At 70.8% G+C, this 12,276-nt stretch carries 12 protein-coding genes; 6 read left to right on the top strand and 6 right to left on the bottom strand.

Going from position 1 to position 12,276, the window contains the following annotated elements:
• Nucleotides 1-30: 30 nt before the first annotated feature.
• The 4 genes from ACIOWN_RS23325 to ACIOWN_RS23310 form a co-directional block, all read right to left on the bottom strand.
• Nucleotides 31-1,554: an ATP-binding protein gene (locus ACIOWN_RS23325; protein WP_401983274.1), complete on the bottom strand. Its 1,524-nt coding sequence runs from the start codon at nucleotides 1,552-1,554 to the stop codon at nucleotides 31-33.
• Nucleotides 1,555-2,283 carry a response regulator transcription factor gene (locus tag ACIOWN_RS23320; protein ID WP_100572391.1) on the bottom strand — a complete coding sequence of 243 codons (729 nt, stop codon included), beginning with the start codon at nucleotides 2,281-2,283 and terminating at the stop codon, nucleotides 1,555-1,557.
• A gap of 180 nt (nucleotides 2,284-2,463) precedes the next feature.
• Complete coding sequence (locus tag ACIOWN_RS23315) at nucleotides 2,464-3,111, bottom strand: CE1759 family FMN reductase (RefSeq protein ID WP_362355894.1); 648 nt, start codon at nucleotides 3,109-3,111, stop codon at nucleotides 2,464-2,466.
• 11 nt (nucleotides 3,112-3,122) lie between these two features.
• Nucleotides 3,123-4,226, bottom strand: a complete 1,104-nt coding sequence (locus ACIOWN_RS23310) for an LLM class flavin-dependent oxidoreductase (protein WP_398146893.1) — start codon at nucleotides 4,224-4,226, stop codon at nucleotides 3,123-3,125.
• Nucleotides 4,227-4,354: 128 nt separating this feature from the next.
• On the opposite strand from ACIOWN_RS23310, the gene ACIOWN_RS23305 reads away from it, so the two are divergent.
• The 3 genes from ACIOWN_RS23305 to ACIOWN_RS23295 are packed head-to-tail and all read left to right on the top strand — an operon-like array spanning nucleotide 4,355 to nucleotide 5,681.
• Nucleotides 4,355-4,693 (top strand): YnfA family protein, encoded by a 339-nt coding sequence (locus ACIOWN_RS23305; protein WP_100572389.1) that lies wholly within the window; start codon nucleotides 4,355-4,357, stop codon nucleotides 4,691-4,693.
• Between the two features lie 59 nt (nucleotides 4,694-4,752).
• Nucleotides 4,753-5,532, top strand: a complete 780-nt coding sequence (locus tag ACIOWN_RS23300) for an SDR family NAD(P)-dependent oxidoreductase (protein ID WP_362355803.1) — start codon at nucleotides 4,753-4,755, stop codon at nucleotides 5,530-5,532.
• Nucleotides 5,529-5,681 (top strand): hypothetical protein, encoded by a 153-nt coding sequence (locus ACIOWN_RS23295; RefSeq protein WP_362355801.1) that lies wholly within the window; start codon nucleotides 5,529-5,531, stop codon nucleotides 5,679-5,681. Before ACIOWN_RS23300 ends, ACIOWN_RS23295 begins: the two co-directional genes overlap by 4 nt.
• A 15-nt stretch (nucleotides 5,682-5,696) precedes the next feature.
• Here the strand turns inward: ACIOWN_RS23295 and ACIOWN_RS23290 are convergent, their stop codons facing one another.
• Nucleotides 5,697-6,890 (bottom strand): RtcB family protein, encoded by a 1,194-nt coding sequence (locus tag ACIOWN_RS23290; RefSeq protein WP_362355799.1) that lies wholly within the window; start codon nucleotides 6,888-6,890, stop codon nucleotides 5,697-5,699.
• Between the two features lie 185 nt (nucleotides 6,891-7,075).
• Here ACIOWN_RS23290 and ACIOWN_RS23285 point away from each other — a divergent pair, with 185 nt between their 5' ends.
• From ACIOWN_RS23285 to ACIOWN_RS23275, 3 genes are all read left to right on the top strand, one after another.
• Nucleotides 7,076-7,960 carry a DUF3558 domain-containing protein gene (locus ACIOWN_RS23285; RefSeq protein WP_401983273.1) on the top strand — a complete coding sequence of 295 codons (885 nt, stop codon included), beginning with the start codon at nucleotides 7,076-7,078 and terminating at the stop codon, nucleotides 7,958-7,960.
• 117 nt (nucleotides 7,961-8,077) lie between these two features.
• Entirely contained in the window at nucleotides 8,078-8,977 is a 900-nt protein-coding gene (locus ACIOWN_RS23280) for a DUF3558 family protein (protein ID WP_362355795.1), read from the top strand.
• Between the two features lie 150 nt (nucleotides 8,978-9,127).
• On the top strand, nucleotides 9,128-10,423 hold the full coding sequence (locus tag ACIOWN_RS23275) for a DUF2637 domain-containing protein (protein WP_362355892.1): 1,296 nt from the start codon (nucleotides 9,128-9,130) through the stop codon (nucleotides 10,421-10,423).
• Nucleotides 10,424-10,496: 73 nt separating this feature from the next.
• Here ACIOWN_RS23275 and lysS read toward each other — a convergent pair whose 3' ends face one another.
• Nucleotides 10,497-12,236: a lysine--tRNA ligase gene (gene lysS / locus ACIOWN_RS23270; protein ID WP_401983272.1), complete on the bottom strand. Its 1,740-nt coding sequence runs from the start codon at nucleotides 12,234-12,236 to the stop codon at nucleotides 10,497-10,499.
• Between the last annotated feature and the right edge of the window lie 40 nt (nucleotides 12,237-12,276).

Raw genomic sequence — 12,276 nt, 5'->3', positions numbered from 1 at the left:
GCTGTCCCCGTCCTCCGCGGGTGTCCCGTCTCAGGCCCCGCGGCCCCCGTCCCGGCCCGGGCCATGGGACCCGGTCGCCGTGCCGCCCCTGTCCTGGTGGCCCCGTTCCGCTCCCGCCGTGAACCCGATCACCGATCCGCCGCCCTCACGGCGGAAGGCGAACGGCGCGCCGCCGTGGGCCAGAGCCACCTCGCGGACGATGGACAGACCGAGGCCGGAGCCGGGCAGGGAACGGGCGTCGGCGGCGCGGTAGAAACGGTCGAAGACACGTATCAGATCGCCCGCGGCGATACCGGGCCCGCGGTCGAGGACCTCGACGCGGACCAGGCCCAGGGGGGTCCCCCCTGCTCGAGCGAAGCCGAGAGCTTGGGGGAGGGCGGGCCCGGCGACGACGATCTCGATGGGCGCCTTGCCCTCGCTGTCGAACTTGGTGGCGTTCTCCACGAGGTTGGAGATGGCCCGCTGGAGCATGCCCGGCCGGCCCTGGATCGTGGTGTCGCCGCTGGAGCGGACCACGATGTCGCGTCCGCTGCGCCGACGCGCCAGTCCCGCGACGTCCCAGGCGATGTCGGCGACGTCGACCCGCTGCACGGGCTCGGTGTCGGACTGACCGGCCGCGAGATCGACCAGTTCGTTGACCAGGTCGGTCAGCTCGCGGGCCTCCTGGCTCAGGTCGGCGACCAGTTCCTCGCGGGTGGCGGGTGGCAGTTCGTCGATGCGGCGCAGCAGGGAGATGTTCGTGCGCAGGGAGGTCAGCGGGGTCCGCAGCTCGTGGCCCGCGTCCTGGACCAGACGGCGCTGGTCCTCCTCGGACTGGGCGAGCCGGCCCAGCATGCGGTCGAAGGAGCGGCCGAGGCGGCCCACCTCGTCGTAGCCGGTGACGGGCACCTCGACGCCGAGCCGCCGGGTGCGGGCGACGCCCTCGGCGGCGGAGGTGAGGATCACCAGCCGGCGTGTGATGCGGCGGGCCAGCCACCAGCCGCACAGACCGGCCGCGACCACCACGGCGACCATCAGGATCAGCGTGCGCTGCTGGAGCGCGCGCAGCAGGTCCTCGGTGTCGCTGAACTCCTGGGCGACCTGCACGGCGCCGTGTCCGCTGCCGAGGGCGACCGTCGCGACCCGGTACACCTCGCCCCCGACGTGCACGTCCTTGTACTCGACGGCCTTGCCGGCCTTCGCGGCGGCGGCGACGGACTTGTCCCCGGCGGTCACGGGCAGCGGCGGAGTGCCGTGGTCGACGATCTCGCCGTGGGCGCCGAGCACCTGCACGTTGGTGCGGTGGGGCCGTACCAGCTCGTGCCCGGGACGGGATGAGGTGAAGTCCGCGGGCATCAGCTGGTAGCGCCGCACCTCGTCCCGTACGTCCTGCACGACCTGCGTGAACACCGACTGCTGGTCCACCCGCACCAGCCGGGCGGCGGAGTTGTACGACAGGATGCCGACGAGGACGGTGACAGCCGCGGTCACCACGGCGAACGACACCGCGAACGTGGTCCGCAGCGACGACAGCCGGGGCCGCGGTCTGTCCAGCAGCCGCGCGAGGCGGCCCACTCAGTCCTCCCGGAGCACGTAGCCCACGCCTCGGACGGTGTGGATGAGCTGCGGCGCGTTCGGCTCGTCGAGCTTGCGGCGCAGGTAGCCGACGTAGACGGCGAGGTTCTTGGAGCCGGGGCCGAAGTCGTAGCCCCAGATGCGGTCGTAGATGGTGGAGTGGTCCAGCACGATCCCGGCGTTGCGGACGAGCAGTTCGAGGAGCTCGAACTCGGTGCGGGTCAGCTCCAGCTCGCGCGTGCCCCGCCACACCCGGCGGGCCTGGAGGTCCATGCGGATCCCGGCCGCCTCGATCTGCCGCTCGGGCACCTGCGGCTCCTTCGCCGGTACGTCCCCCGCGCCACCCGCGCCCACAGCGACCGGGCTGGTGCGGCGCAGCAGGGCGCGCAGCCGGGCGAAGACCTCCTCGACGTCGAACGGCTTGACGACGTAGTCGTCGGCGCCGGCGTCCAGGCCGGCGATCCGGTCGGCGGTCTCCACCAGGGCGGTGAGCATGAGGATCGGGGTGCGGTCGCCCTCGGCGCGCAGCACCCGGCAGACCTGGAGTCCGTCGATGCCCGGCATCATCACGTCGAGGAGGAGGACGTCCGGCGGGCTCTTGTGGGCGTGGGCGAGTGCCTCGACGCCGTCGGCGACCGCCGTCACGTCGTAGCCCTCCAGCGTCAGGGCACGCTCCAGGGCGTGACGGATGGCACGGTCGTCTTCGGCGAGGAGAACAGTCTGAGGCACCCGTCCAGTCTGCCAAGGCCGCGGGCCCGCGATCGAGACGAATGGGCCTACGATCACCCTTTTTACCCGCCTCTCACCGACTCGGAGGCAACGCGACGGGCCGCCTACCGTCCTCTCACCCGTCGTCCCCGTCGCCGGCGGGCCCGTCCGGCCGCGGCCCTCGCGAGCACCGGATACGTGTCACCTCCGCAGTGCGGCCAGCTGCTCCTCGAACGGCACGACCGTGAAACCGCCGGCCTGCGCGGGCGCGGCCTGCGGGGGCGCGGCCTGCTCCGGCACGGCGATCTGCTCCGGCCGCCGTACCGCCGACAGCCCCGTCATCAGCGCCGCCAGCTCCTTCGCCGCCCGCCCGATCCGCTCGGGCAGGCCCTCGGCGCCCCAGTCCTCCGAGGCGGCGTAGACGCCGGTGGGGACGACGACGGCCTTCAGGTACGCGAAGAGCGGGCGCAGCGCGTGGTCGAGGACCAGGGAGTGCCGGGCGGTGCCGCCGGTCGCGGCGATCAGCACCGGCTTGCCGGCCGGCGCGTTCGCGTCCCGTACCCCGAGCACGTCGAAGAAGGACTTGAACAGTCCGCTGTAGGAGGCGGAGAAGACCGGCGTGACGACGATCAGTCCGTCCGCCTCGGCGACAGCGTCCAGCGCGTCCGCCAGGGCCGGGCCGGGGAAGCCGCCCGTGAAGTTGTGCGCGATCTCCACGGCCAGGTCCCGCAGTTCGATCACGCGCGTGTCCACCGCGGCGTGCTCGGCGGTCGCGGCCGCCAACCGGTCGGCCAGCAGCCGCGTGGAGGACGGGACGCTCAGTCCCGCCGAGACGACGACGAGCTTCATGCGGTGCCCGTTCACGCGGTGGTCACCTCTTCCTCGTTCCCGGAGCGGTGGGCGGCCGAAAGGGAGCCGTGGTTCGGCGCGTCCGGCACGTCCGCCGGGCGGCCCTTGGCGAACTCCTCGCGCAGCACCGGCACGACCTCCTCGCCGAGCATGTCGATCTGCTCCAGCACGGTCTTCAGGGGCAGGCCCGCGTGGTCCATCAGGAACAGCTGGCGCTGGTAGTCGCCGGCGTACTCGCGGAAGGACAGCGTCTTCTCGATGACCTGCTGCGGGGAGCCGACGGTCAGCGGGGTCTGGGCGGTGAAGTCCTCCAGGGAGGGCCCGTGGCCGTAGACCGGCGCGTTGTCGAAGTAGGGGCGGAACTCGCGCACCGCGTCCTGGGAGTTCCTCCGCATGAACACCTGACCGCCGAGCCCGACGATCGCCTGCTCGGGCGTGCCGTGCCCGTAGTGGGCGTACCGGGACCGGTACAGCTCGACCATCCGCTTGGTGTGGTCGGCCGGCCAGAAGATGTTGTTGTGGAAGAAGCCGTCGCCGTAGTACGCGGCCTGCTCCGCGATCTCCGGGGAGCGGATGGAGCCGTGCCAGACGAAGGGCGGTACGCCGTCCAGCGGGCGGGGCGTGGAGGTGAAGCCCTGCAGCGGCGTGCGGAACTTTCCTTCCCAGTCGACGACGTCCTCGCGCCACAGGCGGTGCAGCAGGGCGTAGTTCTCGATGGCGAGGTTGATGCCCTGGCGGATGTCCTGTCCGAACCAGGGGTAGACCGGTCCGGTGTTGCCGCGGCCCATCATCAGGTCCACCCGGCCGTCGGCCAGGTGCTGGAGCATCGCGAAGTCCTCGGCGATCTTCACCGGGTCGTTGGTGGTGATCAGGGTGGTGGAGGTGGACAGGATCAGCCGCTCCGTCCGCGCGGCTATGTAGCCGAGCATGGTGGTCGGGGACGACGGCACGAACGGCGGGTTGTGGTGCTCACCGGTCGCGAAGACGTCCAGGCCGGCCTCCTCGGCCTTCAGAGCGATGGCGACCATGGCCTTGATCCGCTCGCGCTCGGTCGGCGTACGCCCCGTGGTGGGGTCCGGCGTGACGTCACCGACGCTGAAGATCCCGAACTGCATGGCCACTCACCCTCCAATTTGTTGACGCTTCAACTATACCCGCCCAACGGTCCCCGCCGCGGAAGTATTCCGCCGGCCCGGCCCCCTCCGCACGGAGCGGGTGGAGGGGGCCGTGCGAGGCTGCCCCCATGCTGATCCTTCGCTCCGCCGCCCTCTTCGTCGTCGCCGCGCTGTTCGAGATCGGCGGCGCCTGGCTGGTCTGGCAGGGCGTGCGCGAGCACCGCGGCTGGATGTGGGCCGCGGGCGGCGTCCTCGCGCTGGGCGCGTACGGCTTCGTCGCCACCTTCCAGCCCGACGCCCACTTCGGCCGCGTCCTCGCCGCCTACGGCGGGATCTTCGTCGCCGGCTCGATCCTGTGGGGGATGGCCGCCGACGGCTACCGGCCCGACCGCTGGGACGTGACCGGCGTGCTGATCTGCCTGGCGGGCATGGCCGTGATCATGTGGGCGCCACGGAACGGCGGCTGACGTTCACCTAGGCTGGGGGCGAACGCGAACGCATCACATCTGCGCCCCGAGGAGCAGTCATGGCCACCGCCGCCCCGTCCGCCGCCTCCCGCATCGCCGTCGTGACCGGTGCGAGCAGCGGCATCGGCGCCGCCACGGCCCGGCAGCTCGCGGCCGCCGGGTACCGGGTCGTCCTGACCGCCCGCCGCAAGGACCGTATCGAGGCACTGGCCGAGGAGATCAACGCGGCGGGCCACTCCGCCACCGCCTACCAGCTCGACGTCACCGACCGCGCGGCGGTGGACGAGTTCGCCACGGCCTTCAGGGCCGTCGGCGTCCTGGTCAACAACGCGGGCGGGGCACTGGGCGCCGACCCCGTCGCCACCGGCGACCCGGCCGACTGGCGCACGATGTACGAGACGAACGTCCTCGGCACCCTCAACCTCACCCAGGCCCTGCTGCCCAAGCTGGAGGCCAGTGGCGACGGCACGGTGGTCGTGGTCTCCTCCACCGCGGGCCACGGCACCTATGAAGGCGGCGGTGGCTACGTCGCCGCCAAGCACGGCGCCCATGTGCTCGCCGAGACCCTCCGCCTGGAGATCGTCGGCAGGCCGGTCCGGGTCATCGAGGTCGCCCCCGGCATGGTCAGGACGGAGGAGTTCGCCCTCACCCGCTTCGGCGGCGACCGGGAGAAGGCCGACAAGGTCTACGCCGGTGTGGCCGACCCCCTGACGGCCGACGACGTGGCCGACACCATCACCTGGGCGGTCACCCGCCCCAGCCACGTCAACATCGACCTCCTGGTCGTCCGCCCCCGCGCCCAGGCGTCGAACACCAAGGTCCACCGGGAGCACCTGTGACCGACGACGGCGACCAGGACCCGGAGCGCGCCCGCCTCGCCCTGGAGAAGAAGCGCGAACGCTACGTCTGGTACTACCTCGGCTACTTCCTCTTCGGCATCCACGTGGTCGCCTTCGTCATGATCTACGCGGTCCGGCACGCGAAGTAGCCGTACGGCCGCGCCTCAGCCCTTCACGCAGACGACCTGCTTCAGCTTCGCGACGACCTCCACGAGGTCCCTCTGCTGATCCATGACCTGCTCGATCGGCTTGTAGGCGCCAGGGATCTCATCCACGACGCCGGAATCCTTGCGGCACTCCACTCCCTGCGTCTGCTCCTCCAGGTCCCTCGTGGAGAAGCGGCGCTTGGCGGCGTTGCGGCTCATGCGCCGGCCGGCGCCGTGCGAAGCGGAGTTGAACGCCTTCTCGTTACCGAGCCCTTTCACGATGTACGTGGCCGTACCCATCGAGCCCGGGATGATGCCGAGATCGCCGGCACCCGCCCTGATCGCGCCCTTGCGGGTGACCAGGAGGTCCATCCCCTCGTAGCGCTCCTCGGCCACGTAGTTGTGGTGACAGCTGACCTCCATCTCGAAGGTCGGCTTCGCCTTCTTGAACTCCTTGCGGATCACGTCCTTGAGGAGGGCCATCATGATCGAGCGGTTGTATTTCGCGTACTCCTGCGCCCAGTAGAGGTCGTGCCGGTACGCGGCCATCTGCGGGGTGTCCGAGACGAAGACGGCGAGGTCACGGTCGACGAGACCCTGGTTGTGCGGGAGTTTCCGGGCGACACCGATGTGGTGTTCGGCGAGTTCCTTGCCGATGTTGCGCGAACCGGAGTGCAGGGTCAGCCAGACCGCGTTCTCCGAGTCGACCGACACCTCCAGATGGTGGTTGCCGCTGCCCAGCGTGCCCATCTGCCTCAGAGCACGCTCCTCGCGGAAGCGCACCGCCTCCGCCACCCCGTCGAACCGCCCCCAGAACCCGTCCCAGCCCGCGGTCGGCAGGCCGTGGAAGCGGCCCGGGTCGACGGGGTCGTCGTGCATGCCGCGGCCCACCGGGATCGCCTGCTCGATCTTCGAGCGGAGGCGGGAGAGGTCGCCGGGGAGGTCGTTCGCCGTCAGTGACGTCTTCACCGCCGACATTCCGCAGCCGATGTCCACGCCCACCGCCGCCGGGCAGACCGCGCCCCGCATCGCGATGACCGAGCCGACCGTCGCGCCCTTGCCGTAGTGCACGTCCGGCATGACGGCGAGGCCCTTGATCCAGGGAAGGGTCGCGACGTTCCGGAGCTGCTGCATCGCCACGTTCTCGACCGTCGCCGGATCGGTCCACATACGGATCGGGACCTTCGCGCCCGGCATCTCCACATACGACATATCGCCCTCATCCCCCGGAAAACAGCATGGAAGTACGGAAACGCAATACCGGCGCCAAGGTCTACGAAACAGGGCAACGGACCGGCGTCCACGGCAGTGCGTGCGATACACATTGTCTCCGGAGTGCGCCCCCGCCCGGCAAGCGAATAACCAGCGGGGCCGTCGAGAACGAGAGGAGCCTGACCGTGCTGCGGAAGGCGTACGTACCCGGCGCTGCCGCGCTCGCGGCGCTGCTGCTGGGCGGCTGCACCGGTGGTTCGTCGAGTGACGGCGGGGCGGACAACGCCAACCCCGGCGGCTCCGAGGCGACGACCGCGGCGGCCCAGCCCGGCCGGTACCGGACGCTTCCGGAGGCCTGCCGCGCGGTCGGCCACAACACCCTCGACTCGCTGCTGCCCGGCATCAAGCAGATCATGGACGTGGACCAGCGGGACAAGGCCTACGAGGGCCAGGCGACGCTCACGTACGACACCGACCGCAAGGTCGGATGCCGGTGGAAGGTGGACTCCTCGGACGCCACCGACCACCTCTACGTCGACTTCGAGCGCGTCGTCTCCTACGACAACACCGTCAGCGACGACGACCAGGCGCAGTCGGTGTTCGCCGCCAAGCGGGACGCCGCGCACCTTCCCGAGCCGACCGCCACCGAGAGCTCCGCCTCCACGACCGGGTCCCAGTCCGGCTCCGACGCCGGCTCCGGCAGCACCCCGTCGTCCTCCTCGCCGTCCCCGTCGTCCTCGGCGTCGTCGGCGTCCTCGGCGTCCTCGTCGTCGGCCCCCGATTCCCCCTCCTCCTCCACGTCCGCCTCAGGCGATGCCACCCCGCCCGATCTCCAGCCCCGGGTCCTGAGCGACCTCGGCGACGAGGCGTTCGTCGACGACGCGCTCGGCAACGCCGGTTCGACCGCCAGGCAGCGCACCGTGACTGTGGCGTTCCGCACGTCCAACGTGGTCGTGACCATCGTCTACGAGGAGCAGCCGGCGACCGCCGGAATCGTCCCGGACAGCAAGGAAATGCAGGACAACGCAAGGAAACTGGCGGCTCGGCTGGCCGATTCTCTGGGTGGTTGACGACTCTCGTGGGGCATGCGGTGCCGCCGCGCTCAGTGGGACAAGTGGGACCGTACGGCTGTCCTACCGCGTACGGTGGCCCCTCGGACCGATCCGACCGCAGGAACCACGAGCGTCATGAGCGAAGGAACCATGCAGCGAGCAGCCCAGCGAGAAGACCGAGCCCCGCGTACCCCGCGAGGAGGGCGTCCGCACCGTGCCCTTGTCTGCGCGATGGCAGTCCCCGTGATGCTGCTCGCCGCGGCCTGCTCCTCCTCGGACTCCGGTTCCGGTGGGGATGCCGGGAAGACCACGGCGGGCGACGTGAACGCCTCCGCGAGCGCGAGCGCCAGCCCGTCGCCGACGGTGCGGGCCGCGGCGTACGGGAAGCTGCCCCAGCCGTGCAAGGTGCTGTCGGACAAGACCCTCGGTGAACTGGTCCCGAAGGACGCGAAGGGCAAGGAGAGCGCGTCGAGCGACCTCTCCACCCGGGCCGGCTGCGCCTGGAACAGCCTGGACAACAACGGGGTGAAGGGCTCTCAGTTCCGCTGGCTGAACGTCTCGCTGCTGCGTTTCGAGTCCGACGTCACCCGCGGCTCGGGCGAGAAGCAGGCGCAGGAGTTCTATCAGCGGCAGGTGCGGGACACGCAGCACGCGGAGGGCGCGCGGAACGTCAAGTCGGAGCCGGCGGGCGGGACGGGCGACGAGGCCACGCTGGTGCGCTACGACCTGAAGAAGAAGGAAGGCGACTTCAAGCAGCAGACGGTCGTGGCGCGGGTGGAGAACGTGGTCGTCACCCTCGACTACAACGGCGCGGGTCTGGCCGGTGACAAGACCCCGGACGCCGACGGCCTGGCGAAGGCCGCGGCGAAGGCCGCCAAGGAGGCGGTGACCGCGGTGTCGGCGGCGAACGGCGCGTCCGGCGGCGCGGCACCGAGCACTTCGCCCTCCTCCTCTTCCCCGTCCTCCTCTTCCCCCTCGGAGTCCGACTCCCCCGCGAAGTCGGCCTCGCCGTCCAAGTCCGCGTCCAACGGCTGACCCACGGACGGCCCACGGACGGCCCACGGACGGCCCGTAGGGCAAGCAACCGGACCGGTACCCCATCCCTCGCACAGATGTGCCACCCTGTTGCGCGCAACAACACGCAAGGGGAGGGAGTTACGGGTGGCCACGCCACAGCTGACCCGGATGCACCGCGTTCTCATCGGCGTGGTCGTCGCCGGCGCCATGATCATCGCCGGTATCGGCTTCGCGGGTTCGTACGCGGCCGTCCGTGAACTCGCCATCAAGAAGGGCTTCGGGAACTTCAGCTATGTGTTCCCGATCGGCATCGACGCGGGCATCTGTGTGCTGCTCGCCCTGGATCTGCTGCTGACCTGGATCCGGATCCCCTTCCCGCTGCTGCGTCAGACCGCGTGGCTGCTGACGCTGGCCACGATCGCCTTCAACGGCGCCGCCGCCTGGCCGGACCCGCTAGGCGTGGGCATGCACGCGGTGATCCCGGTGCTGTTCGTGGTCGCCGTGGAGGCGGCCCGGCACGCGATCGGCCGGATCGCGGACATCACCGCGGACAAGCACATGGAGGGCGTGCGCCTCACCCGCTGGCTGCTCTCCCCCGTGCCCACCTTCCTGCTGTGGCGGCGCATGAAGCTGTGGGAGCTGCGCTCCTACGACGAGGTCATCAAGCTGGAGCAGGAACGCCTCGTCTACCAGGCCCGGTTGCGCTCCCGCTTCGGCCGCGCCTGGCGCCGCAAGGCCCCGGTGGAGTCCCTGATGCCGCTGCGCCTCGCCCGGTACGGCGTCCCGCTGTCGGCCACGGCCCCGGAGGGCCTGGCGGCGGCGGGCATAGAACTCCCGGTGCTCCTGCCGGCTCCCGCTCCCGCCCCTGCCCCCGCCCCGGCGGCGCCTCAGAGCGAGCAGCGCCCCGAGTTGGCCCCCGCTCCCCGCGCCGAACAGCCGGCACCCGCACCGGTGCCGGTGCCGGCACCCGATCCGGAGGCGAACCCCTGGCTGCACGCCAGGAACCCCCAGCAGATCGAGTACCAGGGCGACTACGACCCCACCTACGAGCCGCCCTTCGACCCTCATTACGCCGAGGAGCACTACGGGGCCTGGTACGAGCAGGAGCAGTACCAACAGGACCAGTTCCCCCAGGACCAGTTCCCCCAGGACCAGTTCCCCGAGGAGCGGCAGCCCTTCCCCGAGGAATCCCCGTCGGAGACAACCGGCAGCTTCCCCATCCCCTCGGGCCCGGGTCGCACCCGTGAGCTCGGAGAGGGCGGCGGCGCCCCGGAGCCGACCGAGGAGGACTTCTACCTGGTCTTCAAGAAGTCGATAGACGGCAGCTACCCCACCTCGGGCCAGCTGAAGGACGACGTGGAGGCGACGTACGGCGTCACACTCACGCAGCGCGACGCGGACCGCATGGTCAATCGCTTCACGAACCGCCACACGGCGGAACTGCAGGACGACCACATCGCCTGAACCGCGAACAGTGGAACACGAACGAGGGGCCCTCGCATGAGGGCCCCTCGTCGTGTCGTTCCGCGGCGCTCCGCTACTGCCCGAGCAGGGCCCGCACCCGCTCCTGCCCCACCGCGAGCAGCAGCGTGGGCAGGCGCGGACCGGTGTCGCGGCCGACGAGCAGGTGGTAGAGCAGCGCGAAGAAGGACCGCTGGGCGGTCTTGATCTCCGGCGGCAGCTCCTTGGGCGTGGCGTCGGCGGAGAAGCCGGCCTGGACCTTGGGCACGCCGTAGACGAGGTGGGTGAGCCCGTCGAGCGACCAGTGGTCCCCGAGTCCGTCGAGCAGCAGCCCGACGGACTGCCGGGAGGGCTCGTCGAGGGACTTCAGCAGGTCGGTGTCGGGCTCCTCGCGGACGATGGTGCGCTGGTCGGCGGGGACATGGGTGTTGATCCACGCCTCGGCCTTGTCGTACCGCGGGCGGGCCTCGTCCAGCGAGCCCAGCGGGTTGGCCGGGTCGAGTTCGGACAGGATGCGCAGCGCCTGGTCCTGGTGGCCGGCGGTGATGTCGGCGACGGACGCGAGCGTGCGGTACGGCAGCGGGCGCGGCGTCCTCGGCAGCTGCGCGGCGGCGGTGCCCACGGCCCGCGTGTACGCGGCGACGTCACCGGGCAGGGCGGAGCTGTCGGCAACCTTGGCGGCGAGTTTGTCCCACTCGTCGTACAGGCGCTGGATCTCCTGGTCGAACGCGATCTTGAATGACTGGTTCGGCCTGCGCCGGGCGTACAGCCACCGCAGGAGCTGCGGCTCCATGATCTGCAGCGCGTCGGCCGGGGTGGGCACGCCGCCGCGCGAGGACGACATCTTGGCCATGCCGGAGATGCCCACGAAGGCGTACATCGGGCCGATCGGCTGCTTGCCGCCGAAGATCCCGACGATCTGCCCGCCGACCTGGAACGAGGACCCGGGCGAGGAGTGGTCGACACCGCTCGGCTCGAAGATCACGCCCTCGTACGCCCACCGCATCGGCCAGTCGACCTTCCAGACCAGCTTGCCGCGGTTGAACTCGCTGAGCCGGACCGTCTCCGAGAATCCGCACGCGGTGCAGGCGTAGGTCAGCTCGGTGGAGTCGTCGTCGTAGGCGGTGACGGTGGTGAGGTCCTTCTCGCAGTTGCCGCAGTACGGCTTGTACGGGAAGTACCCGGCGGAGCCGGAGCTGCCGTCGTCCTCGGAAGCGGCGCCCGAGCCCTCCTCGGCCTCCAGCTCGGCCTCGTCGACGGGCTTCTGCTGCTTCTTGGCCGCCTTGGGCTTGGTGCGGTACTGGGCGAGGATCGCGTCGATGTCGCCGCGGTGCCTCATCGCGTGCAGGATCTGCTCGCGGTACACGCCCGAGGTGTACTGCTCGGTCTGGCTGATGCCGTCGAACTCCACGCCCAGCTCGGCGAGCGAGGTGACCATGGCGGCCTTGAAGTGCTCGGCCCAGTTGGCGTGCTCCGAGCCCTTGGGCGCCGGGACGGAGGTCAGCGGCTTGCCGATGTGCTCGGCCCACGACTCGTCGACGCCGGTGACACCGGCCGGGACCTTGCGGTACCGGTCGTAGTCGTCCCAGGAGATCAGGTGCCGTACCTCGTGGCCCCGGCGGCGGATCTCGTCGGCGACGAGGTGCGGGGTCATGACCTCACGCAGGTTGCCCAGGTGGATGGGGCCGGACGGCGACAGGCCGGACGCGACGACGACCGGTTTGCCCGGGGCCCGACGCTCCGACTCCTCGATGACGTCGTCCGCGAAACGGGAGACCCAGTCGGCGGTCTCGGTGCTCTGAGCCACGATCGGCACGTCCTCTTTCCCTGAAGTTTCTCTGAAGGTTCTCCGTGGG

Source organism: Streptomyces sp. NPDC087787, from assembly GCF_044743035.1.
Classification (GTDB): Bacteria; Actinomycetota; Actinomycetes; order Streptomycetales; family Streptomycetaceae; genus Streptomyces.
This window is presented reverse-complemented; position numbering and strand designations above follow the sequence as displayed.